The 22,970-nt window shown below is 42.0% G+C and carries 24 protein-coding genes; 3 read left to right on the top strand and 21 right to left on the bottom strand.

The annotated features are described in order from the left end of the window. Positions 1 to 11: 11 nt before the first annotated feature. From mtnA to CIT02_RS11710, 11 genes are all read right to left on the bottom strand, one after another. A complete protein-coding gene (mtnA, locus tag CIT02_RS11760) occupies positions 12 to 941 on the bottom strand; it encodes an S-methyl-5-thioribose-1-phosphate isomerase (protein WP_292612726.1) in 930 nt (309 codons plus the stop codon). 124 nt (positions 942 to 1,065) lie between these two features. Further along, positions 1,066 to 1,917, bottom strand: coding sequence for a radical SAM protein (locus CIT02_RS11755; protein WP_292612724.1), 852 nt, complete (start codon positions 1,915 to 1,917; stop codon positions 1,066 to 1,068). A gap of 206 nt (positions 1,918 to 2,123) precedes the next feature. Continuing rightward, positions 2,124 to 2,783 (bottom strand): methanogenesis marker 17 protein, encoded by a 660-nt coding sequence (locus tag CIT02_RS11750; RefSeq protein ID WP_292612721.1) that lies wholly within the window; start codon positions 2,781 to 2,783, stop codon positions 2,124 to 2,126. A gap of 14 nt (positions 2,784 to 2,797) precedes the next feature. Then, positions 2,798 to 4,048: a methanogenesis marker 15 protein gene (locus tag CIT02_RS11745; protein WP_292612719.1), complete on the bottom strand. Its 1,251-nt coding sequence runs from the start codon at positions 4,046 to 4,048 to the stop codon at positions 2,798 to 2,800. 2 nt (positions 4,049 to 4,050) lie between these two features. Continuing rightward, a complete protein-coding gene (locus CIT02_RS11740) occupies positions 4,051 to 4,545 on the bottom strand; it encodes a methanogenesis marker 5 protein (RefSeq protein WP_292612717.1) in 495 nt (164 codons plus the stop codon). Further along, entirely contained in the window at positions 4,542 to 4,919 is a 378-nt protein-coding gene (locus CIT02_RS11735; protein ID WP_292612715.1) for a DUF2111 domain-containing protein, read from the bottom strand. Before CIT02_RS11735 ends, CIT02_RS11740 begins: the two co-directional genes overlap by 4 nt. Further along, entirely contained in the window at positions 4,916 to 5,338 is a 423-nt protein-coding gene (locus CIT02_RS11730) for a methanogenesis marker 6 protein (protein ID WP_292612713.1), read from the bottom strand. The genes CIT02_RS11735 and CIT02_RS11730 overlap by 4 nt, the downstream gene beginning before the upstream one ends. Next, a complete protein-coding gene (locus CIT02_RS11725) occupies positions 5,319 to 6,851 on the bottom strand; it encodes a methanogenesis marker 3 protein (RefSeq protein ID WP_292612711.1) in 1,533 nt (510 codons plus the stop codon). The genes CIT02_RS11730 and CIT02_RS11725 overlap by 20 nt, the downstream gene beginning before the upstream one ends. A gap of 11 nt (positions 6,852 to 6,862) precedes the next feature. Continuing rightward, positions 6,863 to 7,849 (bottom strand): methanogenesis marker 2 protein, encoded by a 987-nt coding sequence (locus CIT02_RS11720; RefSeq protein ID WP_292612709.1) that lies wholly within the window; start codon positions 7,847 to 7,849, stop codon positions 6,863 to 6,865. A gap of 128 nt (positions 7,850 to 7,977) precedes the next feature. Next, positions 7,978 to 9,090 carry a DUF2117 domain-containing protein gene (locus CIT02_RS11715; RefSeq protein WP_292614992.1) on the bottom strand — a complete coding sequence of 371 codons (1,113 nt, stop codon included), beginning with the start codon at positions 9,088 to 9,090 and terminating at the stop codon, positions 7,978 to 7,980. Positions 9,091 to 9,220: 130 nt separating this feature from the next. Further along, a complete protein-coding gene (locus tag CIT02_RS11710) occupies positions 9,221 to 9,721 on the bottom strand; it encodes a ribonuclease VapC (RefSeq protein ID WP_292612707.1) in 501 nt (166 codons plus the stop codon). A gap of 618 nt (positions 9,722 to 10,339) precedes the next feature. On the opposite strand from CIT02_RS11710, the gene CIT02_RS11705 reads away from it, so the two are divergent. After that, positions 10,340 to 10,879 (top strand): molybdenum cofactor biosynthesis protein B, encoded by a 540-nt coding sequence (locus tag CIT02_RS11705; protein ID WP_292612705.1) that lies wholly within the window; start codon positions 10,340 to 10,342, stop codon positions 10,877 to 10,879. 111 nt (positions 10,880 to 10,990) lie between these two features. Here CIT02_RS11705 and pyrE read toward each other — a convergent pair whose 3' ends face one another. From pyrE to CIT02_RS11655, 10 genes are all read right to left on the bottom strand, one after another. Next, positions 10,991 to 11,518: an orotate phosphoribosyltransferase gene (gene pyrE, locus CIT02_RS11700; RefSeq protein WP_292614990.1), complete on the bottom strand. Its 528-nt coding sequence runs from the start codon at positions 11,516 to 11,518 to the stop codon at positions 10,991 to 10,993. Further along, the gene (locus CIT02_RS11695) at positions 11,514 to 11,681 is read right to left on the bottom strand and encodes an orotate phosphoribosyltransferase (protein ID WP_292612703.1); all 168 of its coding nucleotides are present in this window, start codon (positions 11,679 to 11,681) and stop codon (positions 11,514 to 11,516) included. Before CIT02_RS11695 ends, pyrE begins: the two co-directional genes overlap by 5 nt. A gap of 128 nt (positions 11,682 to 11,809) precedes the next feature. After that, positions 11,810 to 12,073 carry a PRC-barrel domain-containing protein gene (locus tag CIT02_RS11690; protein WP_048072142.1) on the bottom strand — a complete coding sequence of 88 codons (264 nt, stop codon included), beginning with the start codon at positions 12,071 to 12,073 and terminating at the stop codon, positions 11,810 to 11,812. Between the two features lie 380 nt (positions 12,074 to 12,453). Continuing rightward, on the bottom strand, positions 12,454 to 14,052 hold the full coding sequence (locus tag CIT02_RS11685; RefSeq protein ID WP_292612700.1) for a sodium:solute symporter: 1,599 nt from the start codon (positions 14,050 to 14,052) through the stop codon (positions 12,454 to 12,456). 31 nt (positions 14,053 to 14,083) lie between these two features. Beyond that, on the bottom strand, positions 14,084 to 14,293 hold the full coding sequence (locus tag CIT02_RS11680; protein ID WP_048072144.1) for a symporter small accessory protein: 210 nt from the start codon (positions 14,291 to 14,293) through the stop codon (positions 14,084 to 14,086). Between the two features lie 342 nt (positions 14,294 to 14,635). Beyond that, positions 14,636 to 16,423, bottom strand: coding sequence for a glycosyltransferase family 39 protein (locus CIT02_RS11675; protein WP_292612697.1), 1,788 nt, complete (start codon positions 16,421 to 16,423; stop codon positions 14,636 to 14,638). A gap of 348 nt (positions 16,424 to 16,771) precedes the next feature. Continuing rightward, positions 16,772 to 17,506, bottom strand: a complete 735-nt coding sequence (locus CIT02_RS11670) for a BPL-N domain-containing protein (protein ID WP_292612695.1) — start codon at positions 17,504 to 17,506, stop codon at positions 16,772 to 16,774. A 436-nt stretch (positions 17,507 to 17,942) separates the two neighbouring features. Beyond that, complete coding sequence (locus tag CIT02_RS11665; protein ID WP_292612693.1) at positions 17,943 to 18,245, bottom strand: hypothetical protein; 303 nt, start codon at positions 18,243 to 18,245, stop codon at positions 17,943 to 17,945. A 12-nt stretch (positions 18,246 to 18,257) separates the two neighbouring features. Continuing rightward, positions 18,258 to 18,542 (bottom strand): winged helix-turn-helix domain-containing protein, encoded by a 285-nt coding sequence (locus CIT02_RS11660; RefSeq protein WP_292612691.1) that lies wholly within the window; start codon positions 18,540 to 18,542, stop codon positions 18,258 to 18,260. Between the two features lie 241 nt (positions 18,543 to 18,783). Next, positions 18,784 to 19,545 (bottom strand): winged helix-turn-helix domain-containing protein, encoded by a 762-nt coding sequence (locus tag CIT02_RS11655; protein ID WP_292612688.1) that lies wholly within the window; start codon positions 19,543 to 19,545, stop codon positions 18,784 to 18,786. Between the two features lie 60 nt (positions 19,546 to 19,605). Here CIT02_RS11655 and CIT02_RS11650 point away from each other — a divergent pair, with 60 nt between their 5' ends. Continuing rightward, positions 19,606 to 20,256, top strand: coding sequence for a PadR family transcriptional regulator (locus CIT02_RS11650; protein ID WP_292612686.1), 651 nt, complete (start codon positions 19,606 to 19,608; stop codon positions 20,254 to 20,256). A 254-nt stretch (positions 20,257 to 20,510) separates the two neighbouring features. Next, a complete protein-coding gene (locus CIT02_RS11645; protein WP_292612684.1) occupies positions 20,511 to 22,916 on the top strand; it encodes a DUF362 domain-containing protein in 2,406 nt (801 codons plus the stop codon). Positions 22,917 to 22,970: the final 54 nt, after the last annotated feature.

The raw sequence follows: 22,970 nt of genomic DNA, 5'->3' as shown, positions 1-22,970 counted from the left end.
CTTGATTAATGTTATAATGGTTCTAAAATTCCATCTTCAGTTATGATACCGGTTATAAGGTCACTGGGAACAACATCAAAGGAGGGATTTCTCACTTCTGTTGTTAAGGGGGCTGCAAAACAACCGGCAAATCCCAATACTTCCACAGGATCGCGTTCTTCGATTTCAATATCATAGATACTGTTTTCATAGTCAAAGGTACTCTTGGGTGCAGCTACATAGAATGGTACGTTGAATCGTTTGGCAGCCAAAGCAACCATAAGTGATCCGATTTTGTTGGCCACTCCCCCCTTAGCCACACGGTCTGCACCTATAACTACCTTGTTTATGGCTCCTTCCTGCATCAGGCGGCCAGCAGCTCCGTCCACAATCAGTTTCACTGGTATGTTTTCCTGCTGCATTTCCCATACACTCAAGCGGGCCCCCTGGAGTACTGGCCGGGTCTCATCACAAACCACGCTGATGTTTTTTCCGTCCTCATTGGCGGCGCGTATAACTCCCAGTGCTGTTCCGTAGTCCACACAGGCCAGGGCTCCGGCATTGCAGTGGGTGAGTATGGTGTCACCGTCATCAATTACCTCTGCACCGTGCCGGCCCATGCTTCGATTGGTGTCCATATCCTCTTCATACATGAGGAGTGCCTCTTTCAGGGGATCATCCGAGGCCATGATCCGATCCACCGCCCAGAATAGATTTACAGCGGTTGGTCTGGCATCTTTCATTTCCTGGGCGGCTTTTTCCATATCTTCATCTGCTAAGTAAGCCAGAACCATGCCAAATGCTGCAGCCACACCAATAGCCGGTGCTCCACGAACCACCATTGTTTTTATGGCAGTTATAACATCCTGATATGATCCGCAGACCAGGTATTCAGTTTCATGAGGTAATATAGTTTGATCAAGCAGGTAAAGGAGGTCATCCTTCCAGTACATGGTTTTCATGTGATTTCACATCCTTTAATAGTGTTAATTATTTAATATTTCCGTAAACACTTTATTTTGAGAAAGAGAAGGTTTTTAAATTGTTTGAAATTAAAAAAAATTGTTTGTGGGGATGTTTTGTCCCCTAATAATGGCTGGCTGGTGTCATGTCCAGGTGTTTGTCCTCTTTTCCCGGTACTCCGTAGGCATCGGCCCGGCACTGGGTACAGGCCCGGAAGACGGGTAGGATTTCCTCAACATTATCCCTTACTGTGGAAAGCTCCTCACAGCCAGGACGCTGGTAATCCTTCATTTTGTAGAGGGGGATAAGGGGTATAACGTTCATCAGACTGGCACCACGTTTTTTAACTTCCCGGGCTATGTCTGGGATGTGTTCATCATTTAACCCCGGTATGAGTACACTGTTGACCTTGACCACCACTCCCAGTTTGGAGACTTTTTCAATTCCTTCCAGCTGTTTCTCAGATATGATCTTGAAGGCTTCTTCTCCTTCATAGACTTTACCATCATAAACTGCTCTGGAGTAGATTTTCTTACCGATTTCCGGGTCAATGGCATTGACAGTTACGGTAATGGTGCTTACGTTGACAGCGGCCACTTCTTCTGCCAGATCAGCCAGGAGTAATCCATTGGTACTCATGCACTTTATAAGGTCCGGAAACTTTTTATCGATTATGCGGAAGAATTCCAATGTTTCAGGGTTGGCCAGGGCATCTCCTGGTCCAGCCACTCCCACCACACTGATGGGCATCTCCTTGATGACCTTGGCCACGTGGGTGACTGCTTCTTCCACCGTCATCACCCGGGAGGATACTCCAGGGCGTTGCTCACATTTGTTTAATTCTCGGGTGCAGAAGTTGCACTGTATGTTACAGCGAGGTGCAATGGGCAGGTGAACTCTACCCACCTTGTCGTGCATTTTTTCATTAAAGCAGGGATGTACCTTGGTTATATGGGCAAATTTAGATTCATTCATAAATAATTCCTCCGCTCATAAATCATGAATCTTTAAGATTGAAATATCCGGATAAACATGTTATATTTTATGGGATTTATATTGATCCTTGGTTTACCATTGAGGGAAACAGGTTTTTATTTATCTCCTCAAGTTGAGGGAGTTTATTTATCACTCAAAGTTGGGAATCATTCCATGATTACCTCATGATGGTAAATTTGGACTTTTTACTCTTTAAACTTATTTCCTAACTTTTTAGAGGTCTTAGCTTCTGAACTACTTGATTTTTTCTTTTTTTGAGGAGATTCTGAATCTAACTCATACGATTTTTTATTTTCTTTAATTTTCTGGATTATTTCCCTTGTTTTTTCCAGGTATTCTTCCTTGATGTACTCATCAGAACAGGTGAGTGCTATTATGTTACCTTCAGAGTAGTGTTCCACCACCCGGAAGCCCTCGGGAATGATGCGGAAAAGGGCATCGTAGATCTTCTTTTTGAGGTCCTCTTCCGGGTCATGTACCACCAGACCTTCCAGTTTTATTTGTGGATCATCGATGATCACTTCGAAACGACTGGGCTGATGTATTTTATTTCTTCCTTCCACTTCCCAGAGCTTTTTTAGAAGTTCAGGAAGATAATTTTCGTCTTTTATTCTTATGAAACCTTCATTAGCTTCAGGATCATATTCGTATTCTGCGAAATCTTCCAGAACCACTGGTGGGGCTGCTTTTTCGTATTTTACTGCGATGATGAATACTGGCTCGCGGGGGTCCACATATATCCGGACATCGTTTATGGCACGGCCTATCTGTACTTCCTGGAGTATATGTCTCAGGATCATATCGTAGACTTCGCGCCCGTTTTCATCGTAGCATTCCACATACATGGTATCGCCTGCGATTATTTTTTACCTTTAACGTCTTTTTTGTCCACCATTCCCGACACTAAAAGGGCAGCTCCTACTGCTCCAATGTGCTGGGAATTTTCGGGTACAATGACTTCCATTCCACCCAGGACTGTGCTTACTGCTTCCACCAGCCCTCCGATGAGGCTGGTTCCCCCTACCTGGATAAGGGGTTCTCTCACGTCAATCTCCTGTAACTGCTGTTCGTATACCTGTTCAGCCACGGAGTAACAGGCTGCGGCAGCTACATCTTCCTTGGTACCACCGGCAGCCAAGGAGGTAACCAGGTCCTGAATTCCAAATACAATACAGTAACTGTTCAAGAGTGCTTTCTTGAAGTTTCCGTTAAGAGCTAAGGGCCCTAATTCGCTGATGTCCACACCTAATCTGCGGGCAGTGATTTCCAGAAATCTTCCTGATGCTCCGGCACATATTCCACCCATGGTGAAGTTGTCTGGAATACCATCGTTGACAGTGATGACCTTGTTGTCCATACCGCCTATGTCCAGAACTGTGGCTTCACCGCGCTGGTGTCCGGCCAGGTAAACTGCTCCCTTGGAGTTAACTGAAAGTTCTTCCTGTATCAGGGCAGCGTTCATGTGTTTCCCTATGGTGAGCCTACCGTAACCAGTGACTCCTACCCCATCTACGTCTGATTCCTTGTATCCTGTACCTTCAAAGGCCTGTACCATTCCTTCCTGGGCACTGCCAATTACATCGGTGGTGGGGAGCCAGCCTGTACCTATTATCTTGTTATTTTCCATTAACACTACTTTAGTGGTGGTTGACCCTGAATCTATACCCAATGTGAGGCCTTCCTGTTTTTCCCGGGCCAGTAAACTTTTTCGGGCAACAATGGTGGATAGTGCTTCCATCCGGATGAAAAGCTCATCAGCCTTGGTTCGTTCGGTGAAGGAATAGGTAACCACCGGCAGGTTGGTATTTTGCTGTATGAAACGCCTTACTTCATTTCTAACCAGTGCTCCCTCGGCACAGCGGAAACAGGTGGCTATAAATACTGCATCGGCGTCTGATTTTCCCTCAACCAGGGACATTGCCCGGGCAATCATCAAGCGGATGCTGCTACTGGCAGCATTGAATCCGAACTTATGGTAAGCTTCATCAATGTAGTCCAGATCAGCTTCAGGGATAATTATTTCTGCGCCAAAGGTGGATGCTGCCTTTTCAATTTCTTTCTGGACACCACTGTACTCGGTTCCACATGAAATCTGAGCTATTTTTACCATTGTTATTCCTCCACCGTCTCCTTGGTATCTTTCTCTGGTTCTGCCTTTTCCTTTGATTCAGATTTATCCAGACCATCCAGAAAGGTGTTGATTTTGTTAATTACTTCCACAGTTTCATCTTTGCTTTCAGGATAATGTATTTCCAGTACGGGAATGCCTCTTTTCCGGAGGAAGTACATGGAAAGTTCGTTGGTACGGGCACAGCCTATACATCCAAAACCATAGGGGGCATCCTCCATGATTATGGCTGCTTCTGCCTCGTCAATAATTGGTCCAAAAATGGCCATTCTGCCCCTTACACCCGAGGGAACTTCGATAGCCGCGTATTTAAGGCCCTTAATGGGTTCTTCTTCAGTGATGTTAAAGGGAGGGGAATCTATTTCCGGGTCAGTGACCTTCTTACGAATCTCTTTCTGAATAACCAGAGGCTCATGACCCTTTCTTTCCACCATATCTGCCAGTATCAACGAGTTAGGTGGGAAAACAGCAATTTTCACTGCACATCACCCCTGGGCTCATTTAGTTCTTCTGGTCTTTTTGTAATCTCCATAATATCACTGTAAATTCCCTTAGTTATATCCACCACACCTATGGCTGCTATTACCTGTCCTTCTTCTATAACTGGAACCACCACCACTGGGATACCCTGGTAAGCTCCGGTTTCAGGGATTTCCCGGACCACTTTACCCTCTTTAAGCACTTCTTCCAGGACGGGCCCCGTATATTCACTGTCCACAATTTTACTATCTTCAATACGAACACCAGGATTTTCAAGGGTGCGCATGGTTATAGGAAGACCATTTACCAGTTGGTGAATGGCCAGAGCCATTGATGCTATTTCTTCTCCTGTGGAGGATGTATTGATATTCATTTTTCACACTCCCGGGCAATTTTTTTAAACTCATCCGGAGTAATTTTCTCTGGTTCTTCCAGGGTCACTGCTTCTGGATTTTCCAGGGCATCACAAACATATTCCAGTAATTCATATTCCTTTTCCAGCTGGTGGAATCCTTCCCTGGCAGCTCCGCGTTTAGCCCGGCACCTTCTAGGATCTCCTGGTGGGAATCCCCGGTCCTTAGTAAATATGTTAGATGGGTCGAGCTTTCTTATCTGGTTAACTGCTTCCATCACATCTTCCTTTTCCCCGTGTACCACAGCACCGTAACAGGTGGATTTAATGGTTAGAGGTAATTCTAGCATGTGCAGTTTCCCCACCAGTTCACTCTGGCTTAGCTGGGCTTTGGGGCTCAGTACAATCATTCGGGTGACTTTATCTTTTTCTGGCGACATAAATGGTATCCCCCTCTTTGTATTTCTCCAGATGTTCTATTCCTTCAACCATTCTTCCGATGATGTTGGTTCCCTGGAATGGTTCTCCAGTAGGTCCAAATTCCTTGTTATCTTCAAATCGCACCCCTAACATCCCTACATGGCGACGTGACATGTTGGTGACCCCTATTTCTCCTGCTTCCACCACTTCCTGAGGGTTGTTTTCCGGTATTAATCCCTTGGATTCCTTGGGGAAATCCTTGAACATCAACAGTTTCATACCGGGGAAGGCGAAGTGTACTTGCAGTGATCCCACTGGTGAATCCAGGAGTCCAGTGATTTTCTGGAAGTACCATGTGGATCGCGGTGCATCTGGGTAGAGTTCCACGTGTAATAAGTCTTCTGCAGGGATCCCTAAGGTTTTAACCTCTCCCTGGGCTATGATGTCCATGGTGTAGTGTGGTTCCTGCTTTACCACCACGGCATCATCATCCTGTAGACCTTCCCTGATCTGTTTCACTCCATTTTCTTGTAAGAATTCCTCGGCCTCCTTCTGGGTCATGGAGAGAGTCATTATCCGGGTGGGAGATGTTTGGAAGGTTACTTCATCACCGTAACCAGCTATGTCCAATAATTGCATTCCACTGACCACGGTTCCCAACACATTATGGGAAGGGGTAGAAACTCGGTCTTCACGGTAAATGTACACACGACCCATTCCCTTCCCCTTATTACGGAAGGTTATGGTTCCCCTTTTACGTTGATCAATGTGTTCTGCGTCTTTTTCCAGCCCCTGCAGGGCATAAAATCCCAGGAATGTATTGGATTCATAATCAACCCGTATTTTTCCAGATTCTTGGAGTGCATAGAAGTGTTCTACTGATTGGGGCGATTTGGGGTTGGGCTTAACTTGGACATAGGTGAATATCTGGTTACCCTCCTCCAGGAGTGTTTCCAGGTTGGTTATGGCTGCACTTTTAACTATGTTTTCCCGTTCCAGGACTGGTTTTATCCCTAATATTTCATCATCATCATTAAGTTTGAGTATAGTTCTTTTCCCCCCAACCACCCGGGCGAAAACTCCCCTGTTTTCTTCAGGGGCACCGTAAACTGCTTCATGTTCCCCCATAGAGAGTATTAAATGAGTTGAGTCTGCGGTAAAGCCGGAGAGGCTGAAAAGAACATCCCACCGTTGATAACGGTATTTTTCACGGCTGGGAGTAAGTTGGGTTTGTACTGGTCCAATTGCCACCTCTTGGGAAGTGGTCCAGCGCACACCTTTAGCAAATTCCTTGTAAAACTGTTTCCAGGTTGAAACCAGGCTTTCAGGAGCATCGTCCACTATTTCAATGATGATACTTCCCTTGTTAGTTTTCAAACTGTACTTGTTGACGTGTTTTTCTACTTCTTCCGTCCCCTTTACCAGCCCCAGAACACAACCTGGCAAGTAAGGCGCTCCCACTTTATCAATGGCATCCTGTATTGTTGATCCTTCTGGGAGTTCTATTTTTTCTCCATTGATCTTCACCTGCATTAAATATCCTCCTAGGGATTTTCATCATGTATTCCTGTGATTCTATCGGTGCAAAAGTCGAAAACAACCTCTTTATCACCTTCAGAGGTTAGATATAATTTTTTTTCTGGTATTATATGGCCCACCACTCGGGTGGTTACATTGACCTTTTCCAGGATCTGGGTGATTTGGGAAACATTATTTTCCGGGGCAGTGAGCACAAATCCCGATCCAGGGTAAAGTTTCAGCCAGTCCTCCCAGTTAACAGTGGTGTTACGGGGTATCATTCCCAACTCCACGGTAGCTCCCATATTGGAGGTTTCCAGAAGCATTCCCAGGGTTCCCAGGGTTCCAGGGTTACTTATATCCTTCCCGGCAGTTAAGAGATGTTTCTGGGCCAGTTCATTCATGGCCAGGATCTGGGCCTGAACCAGTTCTGGGCTTTTCATGGTGGTGGTATCCCAGTTCAGGTGAAACTGGGGGTGGATCTCTCCATCCAGATCAATGGCCACCAGGACTTTATCTCCTGGCCGGGCTCCACAACTGGTTATAATGTCGTTGCGGTTCATTATTCCAGTTATAGAGACATCCAAAGAGTTGTATGGTGCGTCGGGATGCACATGTCCTCCCACCATTGGCACTCCGAATTTTTTAACCCCTTCATTGATTCCATCCATGATCTGGGCGCATATCTCTTTATCCTGAGTGGAAATGACGTTGGTCATTCCAATGGGTATCCCCCCCATGGCGGCAATGTCATTGACATTAACCAGTACTGAACAGTACCCGGCCCACCATGGATCCGCTTCCATGAGCTTCCCCCACATCCCATCTGCGGCCAGAAGAACCACCTGGCCATTGTCTATTTCCAGGGCGGATGCATCATCACCAAAGCCCAGAATAGTGCGTCCTGCGATGTTATAGGTGTCTTCCAGAAGCCCAGTCACGTCTTTTATAAGGTTTTTTCGGGTAATGCCCTCAAAATTTTTTATAGAATTAACAAGTGATTTTAAATCCAAGAGTGCACCTCTATTAAGTTAGTTTCTATTATTACCTGCCCGGGAGCATTATGATTATTAAATCTAAACTGTATATAATAACATCAACTAAATATTAAGACCTTATTCTCCAATTGGATAGCATATACTTAACTATACCTTATCTGGTATTGGCTGGTTATATTACTAATAATCTGTAGTAATTTACTTTTAAAATTTTCTATATTTTCTATTTCTATGCTCTCTTGACGGTTGAAAAGTTCTGAAAATATCTTTTCACCCACCAAATCATCCCAACCACTTTCAAATTCGATTATTAAAGAACCCTCAGTTTTAAACCCCTCTTCAACAACTTTATCCAGATCTCCATCGGTTATACCAATTATGGGAACGTTGAAACGGTAAAGTATATCGGCAGCAACCAGTGTGGTATCATCCCCCACGGTAACCACCAGGTCCGCATTTTTTAACTTGTAGATATCCTCGGCAGCATGGCTAAGGTAGGCGATGGTGAAATTGGTGTTTAATTTTTCAGATTTTAATATTCGGGGTTTTACCCGGGATTTACGTAACAAGCCAGTTTTTACAATTGCCTTTTCCAGCTCAACTAGCCCTAATTTTTCCACTCCATGTTTTTTCAACGTTCCACCTATAAGTTGAGTTATAATACCATCTTCAGCCACAATAGCCACTTCAGATGAGGTAGATTTGCCAATAACTATACCATTAACGAATATATTCTCATCAGGGGACACACCGGCAATTTTTCGGCAGATGGTTTGGCTGGTTCCCTGACATGGATCCTGGGAAAATAGAGTGTTCCTGATCTCCTCGGGAGAGACCAATCTTAACCCAATTTCAGTGGCTATCTCTGCTGCCAAAGGGATTAGATCATCCCTCCAGGGCACCACACTGCCATCGGGTTCCCCGGGTCTTTCCATCTGAATAAGGGGAGGATTACCCGTGCTGTTGTTATAAACCTTGTAACCAAAGGCGTGTCCAGTTACACTGGATTTACCGTAGTTAATAAGAAAAATAACATCACTACCTTCTTCACTGAATTTATCCACCGACTGGCTGGGGAACAGTTTATGGCTGATGTCAATCTTATCTTCCAGATTAGCATCAATAACTGCAGTTCGCCCCATGGTACCACCTAATCTGGCTCTGACCGTACCATATCTTTCTAAAAACTTTAAAAACTTCAGGGCATGACCAGAATCAACTATTTCTGGCCCGTGCACCACTAAACCAATGTTCATCTTCATCATTACTTCACCATAGAATCAGGGTATTTATTATAATTACCTACCACCCCGTACTCGTATTAAAATACTACCACCATAGTAATATTATTATTACTTACCAATCCATACCAATGGGCCTACGGGGTTATTTTTTAATTCGCTTGCGATAAACAGGGGATCCGCAGATTTCACAGTCTTCCTCCTGATAATCAGAAGGGTACTGGTGACGGCAACCCCGACAAATTTTGATCCAACCATAAATTCCAGTTATTCCTTCAGTCATTACCCCCTGGTAGGGAATTTTTAGAATTTTCAGGATGTTCTGTATGGAGTAATCATCAGTGACCACCGTAGGATGATAATTCTTCAAAAGTGTGACTGCCAAGGCCACCAAACTAATATCCACCTCGGACAGCCTTAAAATATCTCCGGAGTTATGGATGGCATTTTTTACATGGTTAACAGAGTCATTATCCGGTTCTTTCACCATGATTTTACCCTCATCTAAGGCCGATTGAAGTGTTATCTGTGATTTTAAATCTTTAATTTCCGATAAAACACCATTTATGGTTATATTTTTATGTTTTGAAGATATGAATCCCCCAATGATTCCAGATGCATCCAAAACATACACTTTCTCCTTCACTAATTCACCATCCTCTTTAGTATTACTTTACAGGCCCCCCTATCATATAAATTTATGATCCAACCAATGGATTGATTAGCCAGGAATACAAATTTAAATAAATATGTGGGGTTTTTCTGAATAATAAAAGAATTTAAACCTTTTTTATTCGTTGCCCTCCACCCGTGAGAAATGTTTTTATGTTAGTAAAACAATAGATCAAGTGATCGAGGGAGGGTGACATTAGACTCCTTTCACAATTTTTCGCCTGCGAAAAACCGCCTCCGATTTGGACCTAATTCCCTCCCTTGGATTAATATGGGAATAAACTTATTTTAAAATGTTTTTTAGCAATATTGTCCAATTATATTCCTATAAAATTTTAGAGATTAGTGATTTACTAACACCAAATCCTCCTTAATTAATACTCCAATAATACTTTTTAACGCCATTAATGCAATTTTAATTAATTCTGAGTAATGATTCCTTTGCATTTATTTTTATAGGCATATATTTTATTTAATCCTCACAGTTTAATACTCCATTGTTTAAATCTGTCTATATAAATTCAATACCAGTAACTGTCAATAATATTAAACTGTACTGATTTAGTTTACCCCGGTCTAAGGAAGTGAAACCATGCAAAATAAAACCATGGCCGAACATAAAAAACACAGCCCTTTACAGGTTAAGGTGGGAATAATCACTTTAAGTGACTCAAAATCTGTTTCATCCCACCCTGAAGATGAAAATTTTGTTTCCAGTAAGGAAGATCTATCCGGCAAGCTCATTAAAGAGTCTCTGGCCGATCAACATGAAATAGTAGCTTATCAGATCATACCTGATGATGCCGGTCTCCTTTTAGAAACTATAGAGAAAATTCGGAAGGTAGGTGCCCAGATCATCATCAGCACAGGTGGTACGGGAATTGGAAAAAGAGATATTACTATTGAAACCATTAAGCCCCTGTTTGACAAAGAATTGAATGGTTTTGGAGAAATTTTCCGTTACGAAACATATAAAGAGTTGGGAACCGGTGCCATAATGACCCGAACCACAGCCGGAGTGTGGAAAGAAACCCTCCTGGTAGCCTTACCTGGATCACCAAATGCGGTGCAGCTGGGGATGGAAATAATTAAACCAGAACTGGGACACCTGGTCAAACATATGAAACATTAATTGAGTGAAATTGGTTATAAAAAAGCAATAATAAATGAAAGAAAATAAGGAAAATACGGAAGGAATAAGGAAAAATAAAGGAAGAAACAAAGTGGAAGATTAGATTAATTGTTATCTTACTTCACTAATGGAGACCAATGGTTCTAAAGTTACCCCCTGCTTTTTTAACTCTTCCACTGCCCCTTCTTCTCGATCAACCACTACAAAGGTTCTTTCCACCACTCCTCCATTGTCTTGAACTGCCCTGACTGCTTTTAAAAGAGAATGACCAGTGGTAGTAACATCTTCTACCACAATTACTTTATCCCCTGTTTTCAACTCTCCTTCTATTAATTGAGAGGTTCCATAATCTTTCTGTGCCTTGCGAATCATGAGCATGGGTATACCCGCGTGCAGGGCCACGGCTGTTGCTATGGGAACCGCTCCCAGGGCAGGCCCCGCCACCAGGTCAATATCATCATCACTGATGAGTTGGGAAATGATCTTGGACACCTGGGAAAGGATCTGGGGGTCGGTGATGGCTTTTTTCATATCCACATAATAGTCACTCTCCCTACCGGAAGAAAGAGTGAATTTACCAAATTTAATTACATTGTTATCCTTTAACAGACTTATTAATTGGTTTTTTTCCTGTTTAATCAATTAAATCATTCCTATTCTTGAATCTTGTTCCCCTCTGACATCGCGGGCAAACTCCTCTATCCTGCTGAAAACATTTTTCACAGACCAGGCTCCCACAGAGAGAACAGGTGTACATTTTGCCGGGTCGCCCGCAGATACTGCACAATCCTCTAACTTCCAAAAAACATCACCTTCCTACTGGATGGTCAGTTGAAGCTATTAAAATCTTACTTGAGTCCGGGGCAAAAAATAAAGGGTAAAATTAAGTTAATACCCCAATATACTTAATATAAATACCCTGAATAATAATTAAAAATCGTAGGCTGTTTCGTAGGTGGTTTCTCCTTCCCTGCTTTTGAGAAGTATTTTATCCCCGATTTTACTCACCATATCATAAGGAACAATTGTCTCTCCTTTAGACAGCCCTAAACCTTCAGATATTCCTCCTTTGCTTACTACAAAGGATAAGATTTGATTGGTTTCGAAATTCACTTCCACATCTTTAACTTTTCCAATAACCACAGCTGAACTGTCTAAAACCTCTTTTCCAACAATTTCTTCAACGATCCTCATGGTAATCACCTCGGTTACATAGGAAGGGTAGTTCCTTTTTTACCACCCTCAATTATTTAAGATCAAAGTTTTATTCATATATTTTAAGTTCCAGGTTATACTTATAATTTCACTGTATGATTTAAGGGCGTAAAAAGCCATATATCCTGATAAATAGTGGGTTGCAGGATTAAATTGATCCATATACTTTTTAAATGATATTTATTCCAGCAGAGTATAAATTGGTAAATAATATTAAATTAGGGTCGTTTTCGTATGTTCTTCACCATGTTTAAATGAAAAAACCAACCCTGCATGAATTTTACATTTCAGATTAGGTTAATTTTATAATAAAAAGAAAAATGGGGAATAAAAAAGAAATGGAAAAATAGGGAGATATTCTAAACTCCCTCAAAGCATTTGTCCATGTGTTCCTTACTGAGTTTCCGGGTTAGAAGGCTCACCACCACAGTTACCACCAGGGCAATGGGTAGTGCGATCACTATGGGGTCCACAGTTGGCCAAGGAAGAGCAGTAGTGAGTACTGCCTTTCCAGTGAGTGCCTTAGCTATACCCAGAGCTTCAGCGGATTTTTTGTATTCAAATACCAGCCAGAATAGGCTGATGAGTGTTCCCACCACCAGTCCAGATATGGCACCGGCCTTGGTACAGCCCTTCCAGAAGAGGGCAAATACATACATGGAAAGGAATGCCGCGGCAGTGATGGAGAACCACATGGAAGTTCCCACCGCAATGATGTTAGCCGGTAAGATGAATCCCATTATAACCGCAATAACCATGGCAATGGCAATTCCCATCCGGGCAATCATCACCGATGCCCCACTCTTTCTATTGGTCAGTGTTTCGAAGATGTCCCTGCCCAAGGCAGTTCCCTGAGTATGAACCTGTGCACTGAGGGTGGACATGGCCGCTGATAAAAGGGCAATCATGAATATGTAGGCAAACCATAAGGGCATGGCCGCAGTGATGAACGCCGGTATAATTGAATCAGCATTACCATTTACAACCTGAATAGCCAGTTTTCCAGCGGTTTCAAAGAAATATACATTGGATAAAGCCCCCACAATGAAAGCTGTCCCAGTCATTAGGAGGATAAAAATTCCTCCCACCAAAACTGCCCGGTTAAGTTCCCGGTTGGATTTGACAGTCATAAACCGGACCACCAGTTGTGGCTGTGACAAAACTCCTATGCCCACTCCCAGTATCAGTGTGCTGACTAAGGTCCACCAGAATGGGCTTCCCAGGGCAGGCATGGACGTCCACCCCGTGAATCCTGTGGCAGTAGCCGCTGCCGTGGCCTTGGCTGGCACCACATTTACCAGATTGGTGAGAGCCTGATTGGCATCGGTGACTCCACCCAGCATCCAATAGGTGGCCACCAGAAGTATGAACATCCCCACAAACATTATGGTACCCTGCAGAGCATCAGTGTACATCACACCCCTTATTCCTCCAAAGATAACGTACAGGGCCACAATTACTGCCAGTACAACGAGAGCAATGTTATAATCAATACTGAGTGTTGTTTCTGCAAACCGAGCCATACCAATGAGAACCACCGATGCGTACAATGTCATTCCAAAGAATATGACCAGTCCACTGAAATACTGTATAAATCTACTATCGAAACGTTTAGATAAAAATTCAGGGAAGGTAAGGGCTCCTAAATTGTGCCCCATTTTCCGGGTGCGTTTTCCAAAGAATACAAAAGCAATAAAAATACCTACCAGTATGTTCAAGAATGTGAGCCATAACAGTCCCATTCCATAAACTCCGGCTGTCCCCCCAAAACCGACAATTGCCGCGGTGCTGATGAAGGTAGCCCCATAACTCAAGGCCATTACAAATGGATGGGTTTCCCTTCCCGCCACCAAATAGTCATCGGCAGTTTTGGTTCGCCTCCAGGCCACGTAACCTACGTAACCTGTTAATAATAAGTATATTATAACAACAATACTTAATATCAGCAAATCATTCATTTAATCCACAACCTATATTTTCATTAGACCCCTATTCATCGTATTCATCCCAAAGGCCCAGTTCTTTTTCTTCCATTTCCTTTTCTTTCTCGTGCCATTCCACTTCTTCTTTTACCTGTAATTCTTCATCTTCGCCGCCTTTATTCCAATTCAAAATTCCGTAAACTACACATAAAAGAGTCACCAGAATGCATCCAATATAGGCACCCCATATCCAGGGGTCATTTATCCCCAAAACCAATTTCTCACCTCCTTAACAATGTTAATTCCTATTATTTATCATTATAATTAATGATACTTTTAATATTTTTGGCCATTATCCCCCTAACCAAACACAGAATTCTTCTTAAAATGATTAAACCAGAGTGCATAGTCGCTTTACCCAAAATGATAAACATCCCGTAGGGGGATTCTCCTTGACCAAATCCCCATATTCTCACGATAAATTATATTTTTACATCTTATAGGAGGATATTTCCCTTTTAATCCCCCAATAAAAGATAGTTAAAAAAAAAGATAGTTAAAAAAAAAAACGAAGGATCTAAAAAAATACTTCGACTAATTCAGTTTACCCCACTGTATTTTAAAACTTTAACCGGATTAATTGGAAGTATCTTCCACTGTAGACTGTGGTTCCGGACTCAAATATCTCCAATGACTGGCTACCAGAGCCCATTTTATTTCCCATAACTCCTTGAGTCTGATTAAAACCATCACCCCTACCCCCTTGTTGTTGCATGTTGTTGCTGAAGGTGTTATTATCCGGGGGCATATTACCCTGGCCGCCAGCAAAAGGAGTGGCGTTTCCCCCCGGCACACCGGTACTGTTATTCCCCGGATGGTGATCATTCCGGTTAAGTGTATTGGAGTTTAAAGATCCTCCCGTATTCAATGATAATTGGTCCCAGGAATTTGGTAAAAGGGAAGGCCCGTATGGTAAGAGTAAGCTTAATTCATAATGGCTGCCCATACCGTTTCCAACATTATTGAACGAGTTTGATCTTGTAGTGGGAGGATTATTTGTGGAATTACTGTGATCCACAGTTGAATTTCCTGGATTTAACGTTGAATTAGTGGAAAATGCATTGGTGCCCTGCCCGGCAGATGTCTGATTGTTCATCGAATTTACAGAATAAACTGTGCTGTTTTTGTAATTTCCCTGAACTCCATTAATGTTTTCCACAACCGTAACATTGGCCCCCTCACCTAAAACATACTCAATCCAATATTTGGTCTGCATATCCGAAGCCAGAATGACAGTACTTCCGGTGGTTGTATTAAAATAACTGGCTTTAAGTTCCACCAAGTCATTGTACTGTTCATTAGTTATGGTGGGGCCTAAACTATTAAAGGATTGTGAAGCAGTGTAAAAGCTGGAAAATGCAAATATCAGGGAAATCCCCACCACTAAAAGGAGAATGGGAAGTTTTTTCTCCGGATATCTGGCTAAAAATTCTGTTTCTATGAATTTAAGTCCCAGGGGAACCAGTAATGCAATGGGTAAAAAGGCAATTAACAGGAATCTGGACTGATAATCTGAGGCAGGTATGACCACTAATATTACTAGAGCTGCTGCTAAAGAAAGATAACCCCCTGCTAAAAGGGTGTTGGGATTGATTTTGAGTGCAGAGGTAGATGTACTTGGTATTTTTCCCTTTAACCCCCGATAGAATATGATAATGGAAGCAGCAACTCCCATTAAATAGGGTAAACTGCAGAAAATCAGGCCATTAAACGGGTTGCTAACTCCCCCTGCACTGTTAGTGGTGGTTGAAGAGTTAAAAAATGATAAAACAGTCCCGTATTTAGTGTACATGACAGGATATACAAAAAATAGGGCAACAAAACAGGCCCCTACCAGAACAGCAGATAAGCCTAAAATTTTCAGATCAAAATGGGGTAATTCACGTGTTTTATGGGTCTTCAAGAGGATACTGAAAATTAGTAGTGCAAAAAACAGAGCCACCGCCAGGGCTCCGGTATAAATATGAGTTAAAAGATTTGCGCCCAACAGGAGGACAGTGATAATCCCATATTTCTTCCAATCCTGAATATTTTCAAACCATTTAATGACAAAATAAAGGAATAGGGAAAGAAAAAGAACCCCCACCAGATTCTGCATGAAGTTGGCAATTAGGGAGAAATAATTTACATTCACCGTTATCAGGAAGGCGCTTAAAAGTGCGGGTACCCTGGAACCAATAATTTTTCCATTCTTTTTCTTAGCATAGCATTCTGTGAGGAAAAAAGCAGGGAAAGCAAGTAAAGACCCCATAAAGGCCATACCTATTTTAATTCCCAAAAATGAGTTTCCAGATAAGAGCACGAAGGGTGTGAGTAAATAATATGCCAGTGGCGGGTCGTTACTCATGGGAACCCCCTGTTGCAGTATATTGCGGACCTGAATATCGTAAAAGGCCCCATCAATACCATAGGATAAAGAGTAACGTGTTAGAAGGAACAGGTCAAGGGCAAAGGAGAATACAAAGATGATTATAATAGGATTAGCCAGTACTTCCTTTTGAAAAATTCAGTAAGATTAATTTCTGTAAGAATTTTATTAGAGTTTGCAATATCCATAATATTCACCCTTTTTAAATTTGAGAAATGGTTTTTAATTGAAATAGTATCTTAATGAGTGTTTAGGGCTCCAAATTAAGCGGTGAAGCGTTTAAACCTGCCAAGAATATTTGGAGCCCAAATATAACCAAGAAAATGGTTATTCTGATTGATTAGTGGCCCATAATATCATCTGGACCAGTAGGGGGGTGTCTTGGGGATCGAGTTCTGGGTGGGAACCACTTAAGATCACCCGGCCAGAACCATAATTTTCTCCGGTAATTGCTGAATATCCCTGGTAACCAGTTCCATTATCAGTGTAAGTGGCAAAAGAAATTGCACTGGAACTGGTAGTGTACATAACCGGGCCGTTCTGGTGATGGAGACTTGTTTTGGATGAATCCAGTATGGTGCTCCCGGAAGATGTGGGTGAAACTGAAACCAAACCATCGTAAACCACATTAACCGTGTTTACATGGGAAGCAAGACCCCATCCGGAGTAAAGTCCATCCACACTGTTTGATCCAGCATAAGCACCAGCACATATACCTAAATATCCATTCCCTTCACTTAAGAATTGTTTAATGGCATCTTCATCAATGTTGGTGCTGGAAATGTAAGTTGCCGAGTTTCCTCCCGGGATTATCAGAATATCATATCCCGACAGGGTGTTGGAGTTAATGTTACTGGTGGTATCATAATCAAAGTAAATCCCACTGGAAAGATTTTCCGTGTTACTTTCGTCCAGGCAGGCTTCCACACCCGCAACACTCTCTTCCATGGAACCTTCACCATCGAATATCAAAACTTTAACCACTGAAACTTTATTAGTGGCGTTAACCGCTATTTTTTCCGAATCCCCGGGTAGTCCTACCACCAGGGTGATAGCCGACAACAGTAGGAGGGTTAGTGAAACTGAGACCAGTAGTTTGGTTTTACTTATAAAAATGCCTTTTATTATGATTCCTTTAATTAAATAACCTCCGGCATGATTTATGCCACTTTCTTGGTTACTTATCTAAAATTACCCAATAAAAGTAAATTTTCCCATAATTCGCCATGTTTTACCAGTTCTATACCATTCACACCCAGATCTCACCCAATTCTCGAGAGATGAGTTTAAAAAAAACGGTTTAAATTAAAAAAATCTATTTAGGGATGTGAAAAATCCTAATTAATGGGACAGGATAGAGAATCCTATTTAAGGATGAAATTCTTATTAAGCGAGGATAAATTCAAATAATTTCCAGTTTCAAAAAAAAGATTTATTAAAAATGGTGAAAAATAGATCAAAAGGTTTAACCTACAATGAACGGTTTGGACCTTAAAATCTATTTCCAGCTTATTTTTAAGAGCGCACTGAGGGAGATCAGCTGACATATATTGATCAACATCAGGGAATAACCATCACCCACTCCTCCCGAAGGTCCGGGTGGTGGAGGGGGTGCCAGAAATCCCATGGAAAGCAGATTCTGGATTAACAGGAAAAAACCAAATATCAGGAGTCCAATGGTATATTCTGATTTCCATTTCCGGTAGTTTTTCCAGTAAATAGAAAGTAAAATTACTATTATTGATACGTTTGCCAGGGCAATTGCCACACCAAGATATCTAAATATCATTATCCAATCCATTCCCTATCCCACCTATTCTTTTTCCGATTCCTTCCAGATCTTTTGGAATGAATCATAATTCTTTTCCATGGTAGCAGAAAGCATGTAAACTGTTCCATAATGGCCTTCACCACAGGCCGTCACAATATTATTTTTTGTAAGCACGTTCAGATGATGTTTAACAGTTTTATAATCTAATTTAAGGCATTTAGCAAGTTGATTAGCATTATAAGGTCTGGAATTTAATTCATCAATTATTCTGGCCCGGTTTATCCCCCCACGAGTCCCAGCCACCAGCCACCAGAGTAAACCTTCCATAATATCACATTATTGCTGTTCCCATTGGTGGGGTATTAACCATCTTTACCCTGAATTATAAATATATCTTAATTATTCCCCACAAATTATAATCAACGATTTAGAGTATATCCCTGATTTAATACTATGAGTTTTGAATCAGGTTCCAACTTACTTACTTAATCCGCAGTTATATGTAAATTTCTAATTTCCAGTAACTTCTATATTGGTAGCCTACTTAAGTTTGATGATGTATCTGCACTCATTTATCCCTGTACAGGGATTTCTTTTGAAAATCAGCCAAGAGTAACAGTAGGTTGAATCCCTTTTTGGTAATCATATAATCTCCTCTTTCGTGTCTTTGCACGATCAGATCGTTTTCCAGGAGTTTCTGGAGGTGAAACAATAGATTACCACCGCGATGTCCGGTGAACTCGGAAAGGGCGGAGAAACTACGGGTTTGTGAGGCCATATATTTCATTATCTGCAGTCTTTGCCGGTTGGATAACGGCTCCAATACATTTTTAACAATTTTTTCTTCATCTATAACCGATATTTCAGTCTTTGTTTCATCATTAAAACTGTATATTTGTAATGAGTCCATAATGTTTAGTTGCTTTTCAAAGAGAGAGTTAACTTCCTGGAAACATGTATCGCAGTTATCACCAGAGACTTTTTCCCTTATTTGATTTAGTTCATCCCTTTTTCGAGCTATAGTCTCCTCTGAAAAATGCCCCTGCCGGATGTTCTTGGAGTTTTCCTCCAAATAAGCAGTGAATACTGATTTGCAGGTGTCCCTCATAGGGCAGGGATTCACCATCCCCTTTTCCAGACCATTTTCAATATCATCCGATAAGTAGACTGTGATTGAGTCTATAAAATCTTTTCTTAAATTGGCCATCATCAAATCCAGATATTCTTGATTGGTTCTTTCCATCAAACGTTTTATATCACGATGTATGGCCTCTAACTTGGCAGGAGTATCGTAGTTTGTTGAATCTTTCAGGTTATTCACACGTTCCATGGGTTTATATTATGTAGGGTATCCAGATAAAAGTTTCTCTTTTAACCTTTAGGGTCAGATTTGTGTAGAAGAAGCGGTTACTTCCATCCACACCCCCTAATCCCCCATATTATGTCCGGTTGCAAGGAACTCATTGTATTAACCTTGAAGATCATAATATCACTCATGACGGAAATTTCCAACCAGGAGACAGCTGTACTGGGTCTTCTCTACGAGCATCATCATTACGCCCACCGGATCAGGGAAATAATAGAAAAAAGGGGAATGGATAACTGGGCAGATGTGGATTATTCCGCCCTACTCCCCATCCTGAAAAGCCTGGAAAAGGAGGGATTGATCCGATACCAGTACCGAAATGAAGGGGAAAAAGGACCTGAAAAGGTTTACCACATAACCGAGAAGGGCAAATCCATATTTAAAAGGCAAATTAAATCTATTTTATCTGAAAAAGGAAGTATAATTTATTCTTTTGATCTGGGATTGGCAAACATGACTTCTCTAAACCAGGAAGAAATTATTCAAAGTATAAAGCTTTATTTAAAGTCTATTGAAGAACGAATTCATGCTTTAAGCTATTCCGTTAAGATACAGGAAGAAAACAACGTGCCCTACAACTTCATAGCTATCTACAGTAGAAACTTAAGTATTTTGAAGGCTGAAAAAGATTGGGTAATTAAATTCATGGATAAAATCCAGGCCCAGGAGAAATAATCCCTGATTTTGGTCAGGAGTCTAGTCAAAACATAATAAGTATTAACCTAAAGGAATAATTAATTACACAGACTTTATAACAAAATTTTAAATGGACCTATGCAGCTCAAATGGGCAAAAATAGCCTAGTAAAAACCTAATTCAACGCATCTAGTAAAATATTAGCTCCCTTTAGCCAAAAAACAACCAATACTGTGAACCTATTCTTTGCCCATGTAGTTGAAATCCTAAAAATGAAAATGGGAGAGAAAGGCATGAATAATTTGGAGAAAACTGGAAGTTATACTAAGGGTGATAGGGTAGATGCGGAGACTGGAAATAAAATAACTGATTCCCACGGGTCAGCAGTTTGCGGAGCAAAGATGGATGCTGAACAAGCCTATGCCCACATTCCCCAACTGTTAAAGAAAGTTATTGATGAAGGAGATGTTGAAGCCTGGCAATCCATCGTTAAAAGGATCGATTATATTTACCAACATGTTGGTTACTCCCTAATTTTCCTTGATAAAGAAACAGATTTTATTCAAAAAGTGAAATCAGAGGTCCAATCAGGAAAAAAACTACTTTTCAAACCAAACCTGGTAGGTCCCCAAGTAATTGACCATATTACTCATGGCGAAGGTCTGGGTGCCCCCATATGTACTGATTGGTCAGTAATAGCTGCTTTGATGCGCTGGTTCCACGATGAACTTGACATAGATTATCACCAGATGGCCTTAGGTGAAGCTTCCACTTCTTCTCTTTTAATGGCCACAATAGCGAGCCAATATGCCGGAAGAACCATCACTTCCGAGGCTATATTTGAAGGAAGATCCGGAGACTTCTACGGGGGTTGGGGATTCTATTTCGTGCGCCAGTACCTTAAAGAACACCATCCTGCATCCCATACTGATGATCCCCTTAATGGATATGAAGATAGTGTGGCCGGGAAGTATTTCCCGCCGGGTGAAGCTGAAAACAGGCTGATGATCTATGATTTAAATAAACTCAAAGATCCCACTCGTGGCCGTACCGTGCCTGTTCCGGAAGGAGCCAACTACCCTGAAATCACCCTTCACCAATTAATCATTGGAGGCTATCCAGAAAATGCCGAAGATCTTAAATCTTATCCTGGTTGTGTCCTGATTAACGTTCCCAAAATGAAAATTCACGCCCAGGATCTCCTTACTAATGCCATTAAAAATCTGGGCATAGGTCTTTATCCCACCCAGTGCCCTTCCAGTACTGATCCTAAAAATAAATCCTGGAAATACGCCATGCCCCCCTCAGATACTCCCAGTTACAAGGGAAAATTGCCCCACATGCCCTGGGTGGTGGAGATTGATGAAAAAACCAGTTTACCTAAGAAAGATGAGAAGGGGGAATACATTTTAACCAAAACCAGTGGAATGCCCGGAACTCAGGCCGATGTTATCCGGGCGGTGCAGGAGGAGGGTGTTTTCATGGTGCATATTTCGGATTCTATTGACATGATCAACCTCAACCATAACCCCGAAGGAATTGCCGTTAGAGTCCCTGAAGGGTATATCTGGTCCTCCCTGGACTGTGTTGCCCTGGACCAGTTGTGCGCCAATTACTGTTTCAAAACCATCCCCATGAAACAGGGGAGGGAACTTAAAGAGAAGAACAACTGGAATACAGAATTCGTTCACCAGGTCCCAGTGGCCACCATTGAAGGAAAAAACATTGTTACTATTGAAGGACTGGACTCCCCTCTTTTCAGGTATAACTTGTACAACTACGGGGAAAAAAGAGGAATGGGGCAACAGCAGTACTATGTTACTGGTTGGGATAGTATCACTGGCACCCCCTTAGCATCTCTGGACGGCCATCTGGGTAGAATTGAAAACACCAGATTCATTGAACTGATAACCAGGAATATGTATTATAATCCCAGCTGCATGCTCTGGGATATGCAGAAGACTCTTCTAAGCTATGCCGAAGCCCATGATGAGTTAACTGGCTCCTCCATCTACCAGGATTTCATGGAGGGATTTGATGAAAACGGTGATGGGGTAATTGATTACGATGAAACCGGAAGAAAGGGATTCGACACTCATCTCTTTTTAATAATGTCCGATGCACTGGATATCCAGTTAAGCGAAAACTACGGAATCCTCAAGGGGAATTTCTATAACGCGGTAAATATAGGTAAACATAGCAATAAAAAATGGAATCCTGACGGTCATGACTTTGCCCGGGAATTCACCTTGATGAGCATTGCCAACCATGCCTATGAGATGTCCAAAAATGAAGCCATAAACCCCGATCCATTTGTATCGGGAATGGAGTGGGGTCAGGGCCTTTGGCCTAGCTGGGAGTTTGCAAAATGGGCCATGTACTCCAGTATGCTGTACGGTGCACTCTCACCAGAACATGCGAGTATTAACTCCCTTTATGGATTAGCATTCTGTTATGCAGATAAAACCGAGAATAATGGCAAATACACGGGTAGTGTTGATCAGATGATATCTGATCCCCAAGCCCTGGAAAGCTACTTTTCAGCACTGGCCGCAGGGGCAGATCCCCTGAGTTTTACCTTCTACGTGCCAGCGGGCTACGGAAATCTGGGAGATCTAAACTTACCAAATGTGGAAGAGACCAGTGATCCGGAGAAGATTTTAACTGCCGAATTCGACCATGGGAAAGAGAAATGGTAGAAATAGAATAAAGGGGACACTTTTATCCCCATTTTATTTTTAATTTTTAAAAGA

The organism is Methanobacterium sp. BAmetb5, assembly GCF_003491305.1.
Taxonomy (GTDB): domain Archaea; phylum Methanobacteriota; class Methanobacteria; order Methanobacteriales; family Methanobacteriaceae; genus Methanobacterium.
Note: the sequence above shows the minus strand (reverse complement) of the source record. Positions and strands in the feature narration are given on the sequence as shown.

Bases quoted from the DNA above. Each gene is read 5' to 3' on its own strand.
- CIT02_RS11715 (WP_292614992.1), bottom strand. From the start codon at position 9,090: ATGAACATTGGTTTAGTGGTGCACGGGCCAGAAATAGTTGATTCTGGT.
- CIT02_RS11750 (WP_292612721.1), bottom strand. From the start codon at position 2,783: ATGTATGTGGAATGCTACGATGAAAACGGGCGCGAAGTCTACGATATG.
- CIT02_RS11655 (WP_292612688.1), bottom strand. From the start codon at position 19,545: ATGGAACGTGTGAATAACCTGAAAGATTCAACAAACTACGATACTCCT.
- CIT02_RS11755 (WP_292612724.1), bottom strand. From the start codon at position 1,917: ATGAATGAATCTAAATTTGCCCATATAACCAAGGTACATCCCTGCTTT.
- CIT02_RS11705 (WP_292612705.1), top strand. From the start codon at position 10,340: ATGCAAAATAAAACCATGGCCGAACATAAAAAACACAGCCCTTTACAG.
- CIT02_RS11745 (WP_292612719.1), bottom strand. From the start codon at position 4,048: ATGGTAAAAATAGCTCAGATTTCATGTGGAACCGAGTACAGTGGTGTC.
- CIT02_RS11685 (WP_292612700.1), bottom strand. From the start codon at position 14,052: ATGAATGATTTGCTGATATTAAGTATTGTTGTTATAATATACTTATTA.
- CIT02_RS11735 (WP_292612715.1), bottom strand. From the start codon at position 4,919: ATGAATATCAATACATCCTCCACAGGAGAAGAAATAGCATCAATGGCT.
- mtnA (WP_292612726.1), bottom strand. From the start codon at position 941: ATGAAAACCATGTACTGGAAGGATGACCTCCTTTACCTGCTTGATCAA.
- CIT02_RS11660 (WP_292612691.1), bottom strand. From the start codon at position 18,542: ATGGAAGGTTTACTCTGGTGGCTGGTGGCTGGGACTCGTGGGGGGATA.
- CIT02_RS11665 (WP_292612693.1), bottom strand. From the start codon at position 18,245: ATGGATTGGATAATGATATTTAGATATCTTGGTGTGGCAATTGCCCTG.
- CIT02_RS11690 (WP_048072142.1), bottom strand. From the start codon at position 12,073: ATGAGGATCGTTGAAGAAATTGTTGGAAAAGAGGTTTTAGACAGTTCA.
- CIT02_RS11675 (WP_292612697.1), bottom strand. From the start codon at position 16,423: ATGAGTAACGACCCGCCACTGGCATATTATTTACTCACACCCTTCGTG.
- CIT02_RS11645 (WP_292612684.1), top strand. From the start codon at position 20,511: ATGAATAATTTGGAGAAAACTGGAAGTTATACTAAGGGTGATAGGGTA.
- CIT02_RS11730 (WP_292612713.1), bottom strand. From the start codon at position 5,338: ATGTCGCCAGAAAAAGATAAAGTCACCCGAATGATTGTACTGAGCCCC.
- CIT02_RS11725 (WP_292612711.1), bottom strand. From the start codon at position 6,851: ATGCAGGTGAAGATCAATGGAGAAAAAATAGAACTCCCAGAAGGATCA.